Source organism: Streptomyces justiciae, assembly GCF_015163075.1.
In the GTDB taxonomy this organism is placed as follows: Bacteria; Actinomycetota; Actinomycetes; order Streptomycetales; family Streptomycetaceae; genus Streptomyces; species Streptomyces justiciae.
The window spans coordinates 343,602-360,630 of the sequence record NZ_JADDXU010000010.1; the positions used below are offsets into that span (position 1 = coordinate 343,602).

The window sequence follows — 17,029 nt, forward strand, 5'->3', positions numbered from 1 at the left end:
CGGGGGTGTTCCCCGCGGCGACATGGACAACAATACCAAGCTTTCGGAGTGCCTTTCACCTGCATATCCGTGCGCTGGGCGGCCATCCCCCGCCACCTGCGGAAGGCGCCCCGGGGCCGTACCCTGCGCGACCGGGCGGTTACCGTCAGCGCGGCTGATTCCCCCGCTCGTGGTACATCTTCCGCGTCTGCTCGGTGTGGGTCCGCATGGCCTCGATCGCCCGCTGTTCGTCGCGGTCCGCGATCGCCGCGATCAGTTCGCGGTGCTCGATCCAGGACTGGCGGCCGCGCTGCCGTGCGACCGGCGTGTAGTACCAGCGGACCCGCCGGTCGACCTGGGCGGCCAGCTCCGCCAGGACCTTGTTCCCCGCGAGCTCCATGATCTTCGCGTGCAGCCGGGCGTTCGTCGCGACCGCGCCGTCCACGTCGTCGGCCGCGACGGCCCGCTCACCCTCGGCGCACAGCTCCTCGAGGGCGGCGATGGCCGCGCTGCCGGCGTTGGCCGCGGCGAGCCGGGCCGCCTCGGCCTCCAGCAGGGTGCGGACGGTGAGGAGCTGGTCGGCTTCTTCCTCGGTGGGCTCGTGCACGAACGCGCCCTGGGCCGGCCGCAGGTCCACCCACCCCTCGGTACTGAGCCGCTGCAACGCCTCGCGCACCGGCTGCCGTGAGACCCCGAGATGCCCGGCGAGCTCGCTCTCGACCAGATGCTGGCCGGGCTGGAGAGCACGGGTGGTGATGAGTTCGAGGAGCGCCTCGTAGACACGGTCCCGCAGCGGGCCGGGACGTTCGAGCTTGGGCACCGCACCCTGCGGCAGGCCAGTCGTCGACAACATCACGGCCCCTCCTCGTCAGCGTCGTCGCTGCGTGCAGGAGGCAATTATGAATTGGCTTTCGCCTACAGTCTACGGCGCACAACCGCATGGACGGAGGGGAGTTGGGGCCGCCGGGCGGGACCGCGGGATGGCCGAAGTCTTGCTGCCACTCATTCCATCCTGTAGACAATATTTCGTCGACACAGCTCGACGGTTCCGCGGTACACCCTCGACCGAACGGAGCTCCCCCAGCATGAAAGTCGCAGTCCTCGGCGCCGGAGCCATCGGCGCCTACGTCGGCGCCGCCCTGCACCGCGCAGGCGCCGACGTGCATCTGATAGCCCGTGGACCGCACCTGGCGGCCATGAGGCAACACGGCGTCCAAATCCACTCCCCCCGCGGCGACTTCACCGCGAAGGCGCACGCCACCGACGACCCGGCCGAGGTCGGCCCCGTCGACTATGTGTTCCTGGGGCTGAAGGCCACCTCGTACGCGGCGTGCGGGCCGCTCATCGAACCCCTCCTCCACCCCGGCACCGCTGTGATCGCGGCGCAGAACGGCATCCCCTGGTGGTACTTCCACGCCCACGGCGGACCCCACGACGGCCGCCGCCTCGAAAGCGTCGACCCCGGCGGGACGGTCAGTAAGGTGCTCGCCCCCGAACGGGCCATCGGATGCGTCGTCTACGCCGCCACCGAACTCGAAGCCCCCGGTGTGGTCCGCCACCTGGAAGGCACCCGCTTCTCCCTCGGCGAACCCGACCGCACCCTCTCCCCCCGCTGCACAGACTTCAGCCACGCCATGCAGGCCGGCGGACTCAAATGCCCCGTCGAAACCGACCTCCGCAACGACATCTGGCTCAAACTCCTCGGCAACACCTCCTTCAACCCCATCAGCGCCCTCGCCCGCGCCACCATGCGCCAGATGTGCCACCACCACGGCACCCGCCACGTCATCCAACAAATGATGGAAGAAACCCTCGCCGTCGCCAACGCCCTCGACTGCCACCCCGACATCACCATCGAACGCCGCCTCGCCGGCGCCGAAAAAGTCGGCGACCACCGCACCAGCACCCTCCAAGACCTCGAAGCCGGCAAACCCCTCGAACTCGACGTCCTCCTCACCGCCGTCCTCGAACTCGCCACCCTCACCCACACCCCCACCCCCACCCTCACCACCATCCACGCCCTCAGCGACCTCCTCGCCCACCAGACCGCCGCATGAGGCGGCCGATCGTGCGTCGAGGTGGTCCCATGAACGTGTTCGCGGGAGCGGACCGCATAGCCCTACGGGCCGCGGCCACCCTGGGCTGACCGGCCCCCCGCGACACGGCGGCGGGACCCTGAGCGGCGGGGAGCGCCCCCTGCGCCGCAAGGGTCCCGCCTCAGCCATGTCCGGGGTTCATCGGCACAAGGTCTTGGAATCCTGTATACGATCGGCTGTATACTGCGTGCACCAACTGCCCCTGCTCGGAGGCGACATGGAAGATCTGCATCCCGAGGTGGTCCTGGGAATGGCCGCCCAGGCGCCCGACGGCATCGTGATCATCGACGGCGACGGACTCATCCGGTACTGGAACCAAGGCGCGGAGCGCATCTTCGGGTTCTCGGCGGCCGATGTGGACGGCCGAAGTCTCGACGTCATCATCCCGGAGAAGCACCGCAAGCGGCACTGGGACGGCTTCCAGGAGGCCATGGACCGCGGGACCAGCAAGTACGGGGAAGCCGACCTGCTGAACGTGCCCGCGCTGGCCGCGGACGGGCGCCGGATCTCCATCGAGTTCAGCGTGGTCATGCTCCCGGCCGCCGACGGCGACATGTACTGCGGGGCGGTCATCCGGGACGTGACCGCGCGGCGTGAGCGGGAGCGGGAGTTGATGCGGCGGCGCGCCGAGGCGACCGTCTGAACCGTCAACGCGCATATGAGTGGGGGCCGTCGCCCGAAGGCGACGGCCCCCACTCAGCTGTCCGTGGCTACACGATGACGCCGTTCTCCTTCAGCCGGCCGATGGTCTCCTCGTCGTAGCCGAGTTCGACCAGGACCTCGGAGCTGTGCTCGCCCAGCAGCGGGGCGCCGGTGATGTCGGGCTTGAAGGAGGAGAACTTCACCGGGCTGCCGACGGTGAGGTAGGTGCCGCGTTCCTTCTGCTCGACCTCGACGACCGTGCCGCTCTTGCGCAGGTCCTCGTCGTAGGCGATCTCCTTCATGCTCATCACGGGGGCGCAGGGCACCTCCCACTCGCGCAGGATGTTCACCGCCTCGTACTTGGTCTTGTCCGCGAGCCACTTCTCGATCTCGCCGAAGATCTCGAAGATGTGCGACTGCCGGGCGCGCGCCGTGGCGTACTCGGGGTCCTCGGCCCACTCGGGGTGGCCGATCACCTCGGCCGTCCGCTTCCAGTTCTGCTCCTGGACGGTGAAGTAGATGTACGCGTTCGGGTCGGTCTCCCAGCCCTTGCACTTGAGCACCCAGCCGGGCTGGCCGCCGCCGCCCGCGTTGCCGCCGCGCGGGACGACGTCGGTGAACTCGCCGTTGGGGTACTGCGGGTACTCCTCCAGGTAGCCGACCCGCTCCAGGCGCTGCTGGTCGCGCAGCTTGACGCGGCAGAGGTTGAGGACGGCGTCCTGCATGGAGACGGAGACCTTCTGGCCCTTGCCGGTCTTGGTGCGGTCGATGATCGCGGTGAGGATGCCGATCGCCAGGTGCATACCGGTGTTGGTGTCGCCGAGGGCGGCGCCGGAGATGGTCGGCGGGCCGTCCCAGAAGCCGGTGGTGGAGGCGGCGCCGCCGGCGCACTGGGCGACGTTCTCGTAGACCTTGAGGTCGTTCCAGGACGACTGGTCGTTGAAGCCCTTGACCGAGCCGAAGATCAGGCGCGGGTTGAGCTCCTGGATACGCTCCCAGGTGAAGCCCATGCGGTCCAGGGCGCCCGGCGCGAAGTTCTCCACCAGGACGTCGGCGTCCCTGATGAGCTTCTCCAGGACCTCCTTGCCCTCGGCGGTCTTGGTGTTGATGGCGAGGGAGCGCTTGTTGCTGTTGAGCATCGTGAAGTAGAGCGCGTCGAGGTCCTCGATGTCGCGGAGCTGACGGCGCGTCACGTCGCCGCCGTTGGGGCGCTCGACCTTGAGGACGTCGGCGCCGAACCAGGCGAGCATCTGTGTGCAGGCGGGACCGGCCTGGACCCCGGTGAAGTCGATCACCTTGATTCCGGCGAGCGGCTTTTCACTCATGTCTGCTTCCTTTTCGTGAAGTTGCGGGGGCTGGGCTGGGCGGTCACTTCTTGGCCGGCGTGATGTTGCCGACGGTGATGCCCTTGGGGTTGAGGTGCGAGATGTGGCCGCTCTCGGTACCGGCCGAGGGGTCGATGACGCAGTCGATGAGCGCCGGGCCGCCGGAGGCGAGGGCCTCGGTGAGGGCGGCGGTGACCTCGGCGGGGGTGGTGGCGCGGTAGCCCTTGCCGCCGAACGCCTCGATGAGGAGGTCGTGGCGGGCCGCCGACATGAGCGTGGTGGGCGAGGGGGCGTCGTCGTACGGGTTGGTGTCGTCGCCGCGGTAGACGCCGCCGTTGTTCATGATCACGGTGACGACCGGCAGTTGGTAGCGGCAGATCGTCTCGATCTCGATGCCGCTGAACCCGAAGGCGCTGTCGCCCTCGACGGCCACGACCGGCTGTCCGCTCTCGACGGCGGCGGCGATGGCGTACCCCATGCCGATGCCCATGACGCCCCAGGTGCCGCTGTCGAGGCGGTGGCGCGGTACGTGCATGTCGATGACGTTGCGCGCGATGTCCAGGGCGTTGGCGCCCTCGTTGACGAGGTACGTCTCCGGGCGGGCGTGGATGACGTCGCGTACGGCCTTCAGGGCGCCCATGAACTGCATGGGGTGCGGGTCGGCCGCCAGGCGCTGGGCCATCTTGGCGACGTTCTGCGCGGAGCGCGCCCCGAGTTCGTCGCGCCAGGCCGAAGGGGCCTGGATCTGGCCGGGCTTGGTGCGTTCGGCGAGGGCGTCGAGCACCGACTCGATGTCGCCGACGAGCGGCGCGGCGATGGGCTGGTTGCTGTCCATCTCCTTGGGGTCGATGTCGATCTGGACGAACTTGGCGTCCGGGTTCCAGCCCGCCTGGCCGTGTCCCAACAGCCAGTTGAGGCGGGCGCCGATCAGCATGACGACGTCGGCCTTCTTCAGGGCCAGGGAGCGGGCGGTGGCCGCGGACTGCGGGTGGTCGTCGGGCAGCAGGCCCTTGGCCATCGACATCGGTACGTACGGGATGCCCGTCGACTCGATGAACTCCCGTACCTTGTCGTCCGCCTGGGCGTACGCGGCGCCCTTGCCCAGCACGACCAGCGGGCGCTCGGCGGAGGCCAGCAGCTCGATCGCGCGGTCCACGGCGTCGGGGGCGGGGAGTTGGCGCGGCGCGGGGTCGACGAGACGGCTCAGCGTCTTCGCGCCCTCGTCCTTCGGCATGATGGCGCCGAGCACCGCGGCGGGGATGTCGAGATAGACACCGCCGGGGCGCCCGGAGATCGCGGTGCGCAGGGCACGGGCGATACCGCGGCCGATGTCCTCGACGCGGCTGACGCGGTAGGCGGCTTTGACGAACGGCTGGGCGGCGGCCAGCTGGTCCATCTCCTCGTAGTCGCCCTGCTTGAGGTCGACGAGGTGGCGCTCGCTGGAGCCGGAGATCTGCACCATGGGGAAGCAGTTGGTGGTCGCGTTCGCCAGCGCGACGAGGCCGTTGAGGAAGCCCGGTGCCGACACCGTGAGGGCCACGCCCGGCTTCTTGGTGAGGTAGCCGGCGGCGGCCGCCGCGTGTCCGGCGTTGCTCTCGTGCCGGAAGCCTATGTAGCGGATGCCCTGGGCCTGGGCGAGGCGGGCGAGGTCGGTGATCGGGATGCCGACGACCCCGTAGATGGTGTCGACGTCGTTCATCTTGAGCGCGTCGACGACCAGGTGGTACCCGTCGGTCAGCTGCTCGGTCGGCACGTCGGCTGCTGCCGCGGTCTCCTGTGTCGAGGGGGCGGTCATGGTCCGGGGTCCTCCTTGGGCAGGTCCTGCCGGTGCGGCTACTCCTCTCACCATCCGCAGCGCGTTCGCCCACGTCCAAGACCCATCGGCGACCAGCCGATAAGCAACTTCTATCGAGAGCCGGCACAGGCCCTCACAGCTCCCTTGATAGACGCCCGTTATCGACCGTTCGGCAGTGCGTATTGGACGGCCACCGAAGGCCGCCGCAGGCTCGCAGAGGACTGTTCCATCGGACCTGGCGCTAGGGGGTGGGGTCATGGCCGCTGTGGTCGCGGCGTCCGTGCGCGGCGCGGAGCTGTACCGGCCTCCGACGCTGACGGGTCTCGTCGATCTCCTGGACCGGCAGGCCCGGGAACGTCCGTACGCCCGTGCTCTCGTCGTCGGCGGTGAGCGGGTGCACCTGTCCTACCGTGCCCTCGCCGCCCTGGCCGACGACGTGGCCGCCCGGCTCGGCGGGGCCGGGCTGCGGCGCGGGGACGCGGTGGGGGTGCTGTCCGCCAACACGGCCGAGTTCGTGGTGGCGTTGTTCGGCGCGGCGCGGGCGGGGTTGGTGGTCGCGCCGCTGGACCCCGCGCTTCCGATGACGCAACTCTCGGCCCGTGTGGGCGCGTTGGGTGCGCGGGGTGTTCTGGTGGGGCCGCCCGTCGCCGATTCCCGACTGCCGGTACCGGCGTGGCCCTTGCGCGTCGGCGTCTCGCGGGCGGGCACGGCCTCCGTCACTCTCGATGTCGTCGATGCCTCCCAAGTGGCCGGGGTATCCGCCGAGTTGTGGAGCGATGACGCCCTCGTGATGTTCACCGCCGGGACCAGCGCCCGGGCGAAGATGGTCCCGCTCACCCACGCGAACGTCACGGCGTCCGTGCGGAACATCTGCGCCAGTTACGAGTTGGGGCCGGGGGATGCGACGGTGGCGGTGATGCCGTTCTTCCATGGGCACGGACTGTTCGCGGCGCTGCTGGCCTCGCTGGCGAGTGGCGGCTGTGTGCTGCTGCCCGAGCGGGGGCGGTTCTCCGCGACGACGTTCTGGGACGACATGCGGGCGGTGGCGGCCACGTGGTTCACGGCGGTCCCGGCCATGCACGAGATCCTGCTGGACCGGTCGGAGCAGGAGTACCCGGGGCCGCAGGCGCCGCCGCTGAAGTTCGTCCGCAGTTGCAGTGCGCCGCTCAACACCGCCACGCAGCGGGCGTTGGAGCGTACGTTCGGCGCGCCCCTGCTGTCCGCGTACGGGATGACCGAGTCCTCGCACCAGGCGACCAGTGAACCCCTGCCGGGACGTGGGGAGTTGAAGCAGGGGTCGGTCGGCCGGCCGACCGGTGTCGAGGTCCGGGTCGTCGGCCCCGGCGGGATTCCCTGCCCGGTGGGGGTCGAGGGCGAGGTGTGGGTGCAGGGGCCCACGGTCGCCCGCGGGTATCTCGGCGACGCGGACGAGACGTCGTACACCTTCGTCGACGGCTGGCTGCGCACCGGTGACCTGGGCATGCTGGACGCCGACGGGTATCTGTCGCTGACCGGGCGGATCAAGAACCTCATCAACCGCGGTGGGGAGAAGGTTGCGCCCGAGCATGTTGAGGACATCCTCGCCGGGTGCCCAGGGGTGGCGGAGGCGGCCGTGTTCGCCGTACCGGACGAGACGTACGGGCAACGGGTCGGGGCCGCCGTGGTGGTGCGGGAGGGTGAGAGCGTGGACGCGGCGGAGATCCTGCGGTACTGCCGGGACCGGCTCGCCGCGTTCGAGGTGCCCGACCCGCTCGAAGTGGTCGACGCGCTGCCGTACACCGCCAAGGGAGGGCTCGACCGGAAGGCCGTACAGGCACGGTACGCGCCGTGAGCGTCAGGGGACGGCGCGCACGAGGTGTTCGGTGGGCAGGGGGCGGGCGAAGACGTCGTCCAGGGCCAGGCCCGTCGCCGCGTTGACGAAGGCGCGGGCGGCGACCGAGCCGGGGGTGCCGGCGTGGATCGCCACCGAGACCTGGGCGCCGGCCGCCGGGTCGACCAGGGGCAGCGCGCGGGTGCGGCCGACGACCGGCATCGCGCGCAGCCAGGTGTGCGGGACGATGCTCGCCCAACCGCCGCCGCCCACATGGGCGTAGAGGGAGGCGATCGAGTCCGTCTCGATCTGCGGGGTCACCACGAACCCCTTCTCCGCGAAGACGGTGTCGACGATCTGCCGGATGCGCATGTCGGGTGTCAGCATGGCGAGCGGCAGCTGGGCCGCGTCCGCCCAGGTCACGGTGGCGGACTGGGTGACCGGCTGGTCGTCCGACACCAGCAGCATGTACCGCTCCTGGTACAGGGGGACGACCTGGAGGCCCTCCTGGTCGCCGGGGTCGAAGTGGGCGATCGCCACGTCGAGTTCGAAGTCGCGCAACTGGCGGTGGAGTTCCTTCGTCGACAGCCGGGAGCGGACCTGCACCTTGGCCAGCGGGTGGGCGGCGCAGAACGCGGCGACGGGCAGCGCCAGGGTCGTCGAGGCCGTGGGGTCGGTGCCGAGCCGCAGGGTGCCGGTGATGCCGGACTGGACGGCGGCCACCTCGGCCTTGAAGGCGTCCTGTTCGGCGAGGATGCGTTTGGCCCAGACGACCAGCCGCTCGCCTTCCGGGGTGAGGCCCTGGTAGGTGTGCCCGCGGTTGATGAGGGTGACGTTCAACTCCCGTTCCAGCTTGGCGATCGCCGCCGACAGCGCCGGCTGCGACACGAAGCAGGACTCGGCCGCCCGGGCGAAGTGCCGCTCTCTCGCCACCGCCACGAAGTACTCAAGCTGCCGGAACAGCATGAACGACTCCTCTCTCGCCGGGCCGCGCCGGGACCGGGGGCGGTCACCGACGGCCGCTCACGATCGCCGCAAATACTGTATGCAGTATTCGTTCTGTGTGTACAGTCCCGGTGCGGCCCGGAGGGAGGTTCAGCGCAGGAGCTTCACGGCAGCGACCACCAAGGGGTCGAGGCCGTCCGCTCCGGCGTCGGCGTACTCGTACAGCCGGGCGCGCATCCGCGGGTCCCAGAACCGGCCGATGTGTCCCGCGATCTCCTCCGCGGCCCGCTCCTGCGGCAGGTGCCGGAGGTTCCTGGCGATGTCGTTCGCCATCCGCTGTTCGGACGGCACGGTCGCGGTCATCTCAGCCCCCCACCGTCGCCAGACCCACCTGCACGGCGGTCACCTTGTACTCCGGGCAGTTGGTGGCCCAGTCGGAGTTCTCGGTGGTCACGACGTTCGCGCCGGTCACCGGGTGATGGAAGGTCGTGTAGACGACCCCGGTCGGCATCCGGTCCGAGATCTCCGCGCGCAGGGTGGTCTCACCGACCCGGCTGGCCAGGGTGACCATGTCACCGTTCTTGATGCCGCGGTCCTCCGCGTCATGCGGATGCAGTTCCAGGATGTCCTCGGGGTGCCAGGCGACATTGCCGGTACGACGGGTCTGCGCGCCGACGTTGTACTGGCTCAGGATGCGGCCGGTCGTCAGGACCAACGGGAAGCGCCTGGTGCTCCGTTCGTTGGTCGGGACGTACGACGTGACCACGAACCTGCCCTTGCCGCGCACGAACTCGTCCACGTGCATGATGGGCGTGCCCTCCGGGGCCTCCTCGTTGCAGGGCCACTGGACGCTGCCCAGCTTGTCGAGCAGCTCGAAGGAGACGCCGGTGAACGTCGGGGTGACGGCGGCGATCTCGTCCATGATCTGGCCCGGGTGGTCGTACGCCATCGGGTAGCCCATGGCGGTGGCGATCTCGCTCACGATCTGCCACTCGTGCTTGCCGGTCTTGGGCTTCATCACCGCGCGGACGCGGTTGATGCGGCGCTCCGCGTTGGTGAAGGTGCCGTCCTTCTCCAGGAAGGAGGCGCCGGGCAGGAAGACGTGCGCGAACTTGGCGGTCTCATTCAGGAACAGGTCCTGGACGACGACCAGTTCCATGGCTTCGAGCGCGGCGGTCACGTGCTTGAGGTTGGGGTCGGACTGGGCGATGTCCTCGCCGTGCACGAACAGGCCCCGGAAGGAGCCGTCGATGGCCGCGTCGAACATGTTGGGGATGCGAAGTCCCGGCTCGGCGAGGAGGGTTCCGCCCCAGAGGTTCTCGAAGACGGTGCGGACCGCGTCGTCCGAGACGTGGCGGTAGCCGGGGAGTTCGTGCGGGAAGGAGCCCATGTCGCAGGAGCCCTGGACGTTGTTCTGGCCGCGCAGCGGGTTCACGCCGACGCCGTCACGACCGATGTTGCCGCACGCCATCGCGAGGTTGGCCATTCCCATGACCATGGTCGAACCCTGGCTGTGCTCGGTGACGCCGAGGCCATAGTAGATGGCACCGTTGGGCGCGGACGCGTACAGCCGCGCGGCGGCGCGGAGTTCGGTAGCCGGTACGCCGGTGATCTCCTCGACCGCCTCGGGGCTGTTCTCGGGACGGGCGACGAACTCGGCCCAGTCGTCGAAGCCTTCGCAGCGCGCGGTCACGAAGTCCCGGTCTACCAGGCCCTCGGTGACGACGACGTGGGCCATGGCGTTGACCACGGCTACGTTGGTGCTGGGCCGCAGCTGGAGGTGGTGCTCGGCCTCGATGTGCGGCGAGCGGACCAGGTCGATGCGGCGCGGGTCGACCACGATGAGCTTGGCGCCCTCGCGCAGCCGGCGCTTCATGCGGGAGGCGAACACCGGGTGGCCATCGGTGGGGTTGGCGCCGATGACCATGATGACGTCGGCCTGCGCGACCGAGCGGAAGTCCTGGGTGCCCGCGGACTCGCCGAAGGTCTGCTTGAGGCCGTAGCCCGTCGGGGAGTGGCAGACGCGGGCGCAGGTGTCGACGTTGTTGTTGCCGAAGGCCGCGCGGACCATCTTCTGGACGACGTACACCTCCTCGTTGGTGCAGCGCGATGAGGTGATGGCGCCGACCGCCCCCGAGCCGTGCCGGTCCTGGATCTCGCGCATCCGGCGGGCGACCGTGCCGATCGCCTCGTCCCACTCGACCTCGCGCCACGGGTCGGTGATCCGGTCGCGGACCATCGGCTTGAGCTTGCGATCGGGGTGGGTGGCGTAGCCGAAGGCGAAGCGGCCCTTCACACAGGAGTGGCCCTCGTTGGCGCCGCCGTCCTTGTACGGGACCATGCGCACGAGTTCGTCGCCGCGCAGCTCGGCCTTGAAGGAGCAGCCGACGCCGCAGTAGGCGCAGGTGGTGACAACGGACCTGGTGGGCATGCCGAGTTCGACGACCGAGCGTTCCTGGAGCGTGGACGTCGGGCAGGCCTGGACGCAGGCGCCGCAGGAGACGCACTCGGAGTCCATGAAGGACTCCCCCGCGCCCGGCGACACCTTGGAGTCGAAGCCGCGGCCCTCGATGGTGAGCGCGAACGTGCCCTGGACCTCGCCGCAGGCACGCACGCAGCGGGAGCATGCGATGCACTTGGCCGGGTCGAAGTCGAAGTAGGGGTTGGAGGTGTCCTTCTCGGCGTCGAGGTGGTTGGCGCCCTCGTAGCCGTAGCGGACCTGCCTGAGGCCCACCACGCCTGCCATGTCCTGGAGTTCGCAGTCGCCGTTCGCGGGACAGGTGAGGCAGTCGAGGGGGTGGTCGGAGATGTAGAGCTCCATGACGCCCTGGCGGAGCTTCTCCACCTTCGGTGTCTGGGTGCTCACCTTCATGCCGTCCGAGCAGGGGGTGGTGCAGGAGGCCGGGGTGCCGCGGCGGCCGTCGATCTCGACCACGCACAGACGGCAGGAGCCGAAGGCGTCCAGGCTGTCGGTGGCGCACAACTTGGGTATGTCGACGCCGGCTTCCGCCGCGGCGCGCATCACCGAGGTGCCCTCGGGGACGGTCACCGGCAGGCCGTCGATCTCGACGGAGACCGTGGCCGGGCCCGGTCGCTCCGGTGTTCCGAAGTCGGGTTCCTTGAGGAGCGTCATACCATGCCCTCCGTCCTCGTGTTCACGGGGTGGATGTCCAGGAGTTTGCGCCCGCCGAGGAAGTCGTCGGGGAAGTGGGTGAGGGCGCTGCGCACGGGCATCGGGGTCAACCCGCCCATCGCGCACAGCGATCCGTCGGTCATCAGGTCGCAGAGGTCTTCGAGCAGGGCGAGGTTCTCGTCGCGGTGCGTACCGGCCACGATCTTGTCGATGACCTCGACACCGCGTACGGCCCCGACCCGGCAGGGGGTGCACTTGCCGCAGGACTCCTCCGCGCAGAACTCCATCGCGAAGCGGGCCTGCGCCGCCATGTCCACCGTGTCGTCGAAGACGACGACGCCGCCGTGCCCGAGCATGGCGCCGGCCTCGGCGAACGCCTCGTAGTCCATGGGCAGGTCGAACCGCGCCTCGGGCAGATACGCGCCGAGCGGCCCGCCGACCTGGACGGTCCTCACGGGCCGTCCGGTGCGGGTGCCGCCGCCGTACTCCTCGATCAGCTCGCGCAGCGTGATGCCGAACGCGGTCTCCACGATGCCGCCGCGGGCGATGTTGCCGCCGAGCTGGAAGACCTGGGTGCCGCGGGAGCGGCCGACGCCGAGGTCCTGGTAGGCCTTGGGGCCGTCGGCGAGGACGACCGGGACAGTAGTGAGGGTCAGGACGTTGTTCACCACGGTCGGCTTGCCGAACAGGCCCTCGATCGCCGGGATCGGCGGCTTCGCCCGGACCATGCCGCGCTTGCCCTCCAGACTCTCCAGCATGGAGGTCTCCTCGCCGCAGATGTACGCGCCGGCGCCGACGCGGACGTGCAGGTCGAAGTCGAGCGACGAGCCCAGGACGCGCTGCCCCAACCAGCCCTGCTCGCGGGCGAGTTCGATGGCCTCGCGCATTGTGGCGATGGCGTCCGGGTACTCGGAGCGGATGTAGACGTAGCCCTCGCTCGCGCCGACCGCGTGCGCGGCGATGGTCATGCCCTCGATGAGCAGGAACGGGTCGCCCTCCATGACCATCCGGTCGGCGAAGGTCCCGCTGTCCCCCTCGTCGGCGTTGCAGCACACGAACTTCAGCTCGTCGGCGCAGTCCAGCACCGTCTTCCACTTGATGCCGGCCGGGAATCCGGCACCGCCGCGGCCTCGCAGTCCGGACTCGGTGACGGCGGTGACGACGTCGGCGGGGGCCATGTCGAGGGCGGCGCGGAGTCCCTTGAGGCCGCCGTGCTCGACGTAGTCCTCCGGGGAGAGCGGGTCGGTGATGCCGACTCTGGCGAAGGTGACCCTCGTCTGCCGTGCCAGCCAGGGGAGTTCGTCGACGAGGCCGAGCCGCAGGGAGTGCTCCGCGCCGTCGAGCAGGCCGGCGGCGAGGAGGCCGTCGACGTCCTCGGGGGCCACGGGGCCGTAGCCGACGCGGCCCTGCGGGGTGACCACCTCGATCATCGGCTCCAGCCAGAGCATGCCGCGCGATCCGTTGCGTACGACGTCGATCGCGAAGTCCCCGCGCGTGGCGGCCCGTTGGAGGGTGGCGGCGACCTCGTCGGCGCCCACGGACCGGGCCGCCGAGTCGCGGGGGACGTAGACCGTCGCGGCGGAGTGGGAAGCGTTGTTCATCGTCACACCGTCCCGTTGAGGATCGAGCCCAGGCGGGCCGGGCCCACTCGTCCGTACAGCCGTCCGTTCGCCTCCACGGCCGGTCCCAGCGCGCAGTTGCCCAGACAGAAAACCTGCTCGACGGTGACCGAGCCGTCGGCCGCGGTCTCCCCCAGGGGCAGTCCGGCTTCGCGCGCGTAGCTCACCAGGCGGTCGGCGCCCAGCGCTTGGCAGGCCTCGGCGCGGCAGATGCGCACCGTGGTGCGGCCCGCCGGTTCGCGGCGGAAGTCGTGGTAGAAGGTCACCACTCCGTGGACGTCCGCCCGGGAGAGGTTCAGTTCGTCGGCCAGTACCGGGATCGCCTCCTGCGGCACATGTCCCAACTCGGCCTGTACGGCGTGCAGTACGGGGAGCAGCGCGCCGCGTTGTCCCCGGTGATCGGCCACCACCCTCCGGACCACGCTCTCGACCGTCACGTCACTCCCGCTGGTCGTCATGATCGCTTCGCCTTCCGTGACACGGGTCCCCGGCGAGGGTTGCAGGAGACTGAGACAATACCCCATACAGGCTTCTGTATACAGACGACAGTCATGGAAAGCCGTGGCGCGGTCGCCCAGGGTCTCCAGGCCACGCCATGTTGCATACCAAAACCTGTATTCTGACGCCGCCGTCGGCCGCACCCCTGGCGGCGGACCACCTCTCTCGGCAGCAGAACAGGACAACCATGCGCGAGGCACTCACGGCCGCTGCGACCCGGCGCGTCGCCCGCCCGGCCCCCCTGCGCCAGGCCGTGTACGACGCCCTGACCGAGCTGATCGTCAGCGGCTCCCTCAAGCCCGGCCAGCATCTGGTCGAGGCCGAGCTCGCCGAGCACCTCGGGGTCAGCCGGCAGCCGGTCCGCGAGGCCCTCCAGCGGCTTCAGACCGCCGGCTGGGTCGACCTGCGGCCCGCCCAGGGCGCCTTCGTGCACTCTCCCACCGAGGAGGAGGCGGCCCAACTCCTCGGCGTCCGCGCGGTCCTGGAGACCTACTCGGCGCAGCTCGCCGCGCAGAACGCCAAGCCCGAGGACGTCGCGCGCCTCTGGGAACTCCACCAGGACGGCGTCGACGCGCTCGCCGAGGGTGACGTCGAGCGGCTGGTCGCCGCCAACACGGCCCTGCACTCCTTCATCACCTCCGTGGCCGCCAACGACGTACTGGCGGAGATGCTCGGGCAGGTGGGCCAGAAGGTGCGCTGGTACTACACCCCCATCGCCAAGCCCCGCGGCAAGGAGGCCTGGAACGAGCACAGCCAGCTCATCAAGGCCATCGCCAAGGGGGACGCGGACCGGGCGGGTGAAGTGATGCGCAAGCACGCCGAGCGCACCGCCGACTTCTACCGCAGGCAGTTCGCCGCCAAGGCCGGGCGGGACTGACACAACTCGTCGCCGTCCCCGGGGAGTTCAGGACGGCGCCAACGAGGCGGCCGGGCGGGCGGCGGTGACGCCGACGACCTGCGGAGCCTGAACTCCGGTGCTCCCGGCGGCTCGTAGCTCGCGCAGCCACGGCAGGACCGTACGGCGCACGATGTCGAGCCCGGTGCCGTCCGCGCCGAGCATCGCGTCGGCGGGGACGAGGACCGGGTCGGCGAACACCGTCGACGTCCCGCTCCCGGACGGACCCGCGCCGCCGGGCCGGGCCGGCACGAACAGGTCCGGGGCGTGCGCCGGAACCCCCCACAGCGTGAGCCCGTCGAGCGCGGCGAGCGGGCGGGAGGACCACACATAGCTGTCGGCCTCCCCTGCCGCCACCACCCGGTACTTACGGGCCCGCAGCGCGACCACATCACCGGAGCGGACGGCGGTGGAGTGCGGCGCGAGAAGGCCTTCCTCCCCGAGCACCTCCGTCTCCGCGAGGGCGAGGCTGCTCAGATGGCGGCCCGCCGCGATCTCCGTGCGCACCCATGAGCCGCCGTACGCCTCGATGACGGCGACCGCCGCGTAGTGGGACCGGAGGACGGCCGCCGTGGCCGGGCAGACGCATGCCGTACGGGCCACCACGGCCGCGGCCTCCGGCAACCCCCGCCCCCCGCCGCCGTGCGCGGTGGAGACGGTGAGCCCCAGCAGCCCGGCGCGCCCGAGGGCCGTCACCGCAGCGCGGGGGAACCTGCCCCGCACGCCGGTCAGTTCGGCGGCGGGGGCGACGACGCTGGTCAGGATTTCTGAGAGAGCGGTGCGGTACGACACGGGGCGACCCCCTCGGGAGTGGCTGTTGGACCACTGTGGACTACTGTCGATCGATGATTGCATACAGTATTCTGCATCCGTGTCCCGGCACCAGAGGTCGGGACGGGGAATTTCCTTGTCACTTCCACGAGGGAAAGAGGGCCCATGCCCGACACACCCGCCGTGACAGCCCGCGGCCCGATCGCGCGACCCGCACCGCTCCGCCAGGCCGTCTACGACGCCCTCACCGAGCTGATCATCAACGGCTCCCTCAAGCCCGGCCAGCACCTGGTCGAGGCCGAGCTCGCCGAGGAACTCGGCGTCAGCCGCCAGCCGATCCGTGAGGCGCTGCAACGGCTCCACACCGCCGGCTGGGTCGACCTGCGCCCCTCCCAGGGCGCCTTCGTGCACTCCCCCACGACCGAGGAGTGCTCCCAACTCCTCAGCGTCCGCGCCCTGTTGGAGACGCGCTCGGCGCGTGACGCCGCCCGGCACGCCACTCCGCTCGACGTGGCCCGCCTGTGGGAGCTCCAGCGGGCGGGCGTCACCGCCCTCGCGGCCGGTGACGCCCGGGCGATCGTGGAGGCCAACGCCGACCTCCACGGCCACATCACGCTCCTGTCCCGCAACGCGGTCCTCGCCGAGCTCATCCCGCAGGTCGACCGCCGCGTCCGCTGGTACTACATGCCGATCGCCAGGCCCCGCGGCCAGGACGCCTGGAACGAACACGCCCTGATCATCGAGGCGATCGCCGACGGCGACCCCGACCTGGCCGAGGAACTCATGCGCCGGCACACCCGGAACACGACCGACTTCTACTGCCAGCAGATCGCGGCGGTCACGGGGTCAGCGGGCCTCCCGGTCGATCTCCCGTAGCAGGCCGGTCTTCACGTCGAAGACGAAGCCGCGCACGTCGTCGGTGTGCAGCAGGAACGGGTTGGTGCGCACGCGCTGCATGGACTGCCGGACGTCCTGGTCGGCGTCCCGGAAGGCCTCCACGGCCCAGGCGGGGCGCTGGCCGACCGCCATCTCCAACTCGGTGCGGAAGTCCTCGGTGATCGCCTCCAGGCCGCAGCCGGAGTGATGGATCAGCACGATGCTGCGGGTGCCCAGCTTGTGCTGACTGATGGTGAGCGACCGGATCACGTCGTCGGTGACCACGCCGCCCGCGTTGCGGATGGTGTGGCAGTCGCCGAGCTCCAGGCCGAGCGCGGCGTGCAGGTCGAGACGGGCGTCCATGCAGGCCACGACGGCCACACCCAGAACGGGACGGGCGTCCATGCCCGGGTCGCTGAACCCGTCGGCGTAGTCCCGGTTGGACTTCACGAGCTGGTCGGTGACCGACATCAGATCACTCCCTGCGACTTGAGCAGCGGCAACTCGTCCTGGGTCAGGCCAAGTTCACGGACGTACACGTCCTCGTTGTGTTGGCCGAGGAGGGGGGAGGGGGTGATGCGGGTGGGTGAGTCGGAGAGTTTGAGGGGGTTGCCTACGGTGGTGTAGGCGCCGCGTTCGGGATGC

General features: G+C 70.2%; 15 protein-coding genes and 1 pseudogene. 5 read left to right on the forward strand and 11 right to left on the reverse strand.

What is annotated here, in order from left to right:
- Positions 1–145: 145 nt before the first annotated feature.
- A complete protein-coding gene (locus IQ210_RS27790) occupies positions 146–832 on the reverse strand; it encodes a GntR family transcriptional regulator (protein WP_194081864.1) in 687 nt (228 codons plus the stop codon).
- 232 nt (positions 833–1,064) lie between these two features.
- Here IQ210_RS27790 and IQ210_RS27795 point away from each other — a divergent pair, with 232 nt between their 5' ends.
- Both IQ210_RS27795 and IQ210_RS27800 read left to right on the forward strand, forming a co-directional pair.
- Entirely contained in the window at positions 1,065–2,036 is a 972-nt protein-coding gene (locus IQ210_RS27795; RefSeq protein ID WP_194081865.1) for a 2-dehydropantoate 2-reductase, read from the forward strand.
- A 256-nt stretch (positions 2,037–2,292) separates the two neighbouring features.
- Entirely contained in the window at positions 2,293–2,718 is a 426-nt protein-coding gene (locus tag IQ210_RS27800; protein WP_194081866.1) for a PAS domain S-box protein, read from the forward strand.
- 67 nt (positions 2,719–2,785) lie between these two features.
- On the opposite strand, the gene frc is transcribed toward IQ210_RS27800, so the two are convergent.
- Positions 2,786–4,042, reverse strand: coding sequence for a formyl-CoA transferase (gene frc / locus IQ210_RS27805; RefSeq protein ID WP_194081867.1), 1,257 nt, complete (start codon positions 4,040–4,042; stop codon positions 2,786–2,788).
- A 43-nt stretch (positions 4,043–4,085) separates the two neighbouring features.
- Positions 4,086–5,837, reverse strand: a complete 1,752-nt coding sequence (oxc, locus tag IQ210_RS27810; protein ID WP_194081868.1) for an oxalyl-CoA decarboxylase — start codon at positions 5,835–5,837, stop codon at positions 4,086–4,088.
- A gap of 256 nt (positions 5,838–6,093) precedes the next feature.
- Here oxc and IQ210_RS27815 point away from each other — a divergent pair, with 256 nt between their 5' ends.
- Positions 6,094–7,668: a FadD7 family fatty acid--CoA ligase gene (locus IQ210_RS27815; protein ID WP_194081869.1), complete on the forward strand. Its 1,575-nt coding sequence runs from the start codon at positions 6,094–6,096 to the stop codon at positions 7,666–7,668.
- A 3-nt stretch (positions 7,669–7,671) separates the two neighbouring features.
- On the opposite strand, the gene IQ210_RS27820 is transcribed toward IQ210_RS27815, so the two are convergent.
- From IQ210_RS27820 to IQ210_RS27840, 5 genes are all read right to left on the reverse strand, one after another.
- Entirely contained in the window at positions 7,672–8,613 is a 942-nt protein-coding gene (locus IQ210_RS27820) for a LysR family transcriptional regulator (RefSeq protein WP_194081870.1), read from the reverse strand.
- A gap of 129 nt (positions 8,614–8,742) precedes the next feature.
- Positions 8,743–8,955, reverse strand: coding sequence for a formate dehydrogenase subunit delta (locus IQ210_RS27825; RefSeq protein WP_228048413.1), 213 nt, complete (start codon positions 8,953–8,955; stop codon positions 8,743–8,745).
- Position 8,956: 1 nt separating this feature from the next.
- Positions 8,957–11,725 carry a formate dehydrogenase subunit alpha gene (gene fdhF / locus IQ210_RS27830; RefSeq protein ID WP_194081871.1) on the reverse strand — a complete coding sequence of 923 codons (2,769 nt, stop codon included), beginning with the start codon at positions 11,723–11,725 and terminating at the stop codon, positions 8,957–8,959.
- On the reverse strand, positions 11,722–13,326 hold the full coding sequence (locus tag IQ210_RS27835; RefSeq protein WP_194081872.1) for a formate dehydrogenase beta subunit: 1,605 nt from the start codon (positions 13,324–13,326) through the stop codon (positions 11,722–11,724). The genes fdhF and IQ210_RS27835 overlap by 4 nt, the downstream gene beginning before the upstream one ends.
- Before the next feature lie 2 nt (positions 13,327–13,328).
- A complete protein-coding gene (locus tag IQ210_RS27840) occupies positions 13,329–13,802 on the reverse strand; it encodes an NAD(P)H-dependent oxidoreductase subunit E (RefSeq protein ID WP_194081873.1) in 474 nt (157 codons plus the stop codon).
- Positions 13,803–14,029: 227 nt separating this feature from the next.
- Here IQ210_RS27840 and IQ210_RS27845 point away from each other — a divergent pair, with 227 nt between their 5' ends.
- A complete protein-coding gene (locus IQ210_RS27845; protein ID WP_194081874.1) occupies positions 14,030–14,719 on the forward strand; it encodes a GntR family transcriptional regulator in 690 nt (229 codons plus the stop codon).
- Between the two features lie 27 nt (positions 14,720–14,746).
- Here IQ210_RS27845 and IQ210_RS27850 read toward each other — a convergent pair whose 3' ends face one another.
- Positions 14,747–15,529: an acyl-CoA dehydrogenase family protein gene (locus tag IQ210_RS27850; protein ID WP_194081875.1), complete on the reverse strand. Its 783-nt coding sequence runs from the start codon at positions 15,527–15,529 to the stop codon at positions 14,747–14,749.
- Between the two features lie 144 nt (positions 15,530–15,673).
- On the opposite strand from IQ210_RS27850, the gene IQ210_RS27855 reads away from it, so the two are divergent.
- Positions 15,674–16,384, forward strand: a complete 711-nt coding sequence (locus IQ210_RS27855) for a GntR family transcriptional regulator (protein ID WP_194081876.1) — start codon at positions 15,674–15,676, stop codon at positions 16,382–16,384.
- On the opposite strand, the gene IQ210_RS27860 is transcribed toward IQ210_RS27855, so the two are convergent.
- On the reverse strand, positions 16,355–16,855 hold the full coding sequence (locus tag IQ210_RS27860) for a beta-class carbonic anhydrase (protein WP_194081877.1): 501 nt from the start codon (positions 16,853–16,855) through the stop codon (positions 16,355–16,357). The genes IQ210_RS27855 and IQ210_RS27860 overlap by 30 nt on opposite strands.
- Positions 16,855–17,029 (reverse strand): annotated as a pseudogene (locus tag IQ210_RS27865) (formyl-CoA transferase); the annotation flags it as partial. The pseudogene IQ210_RS27865 and the gene IQ210_RS27860, both read right to left, overlap by 1 nt.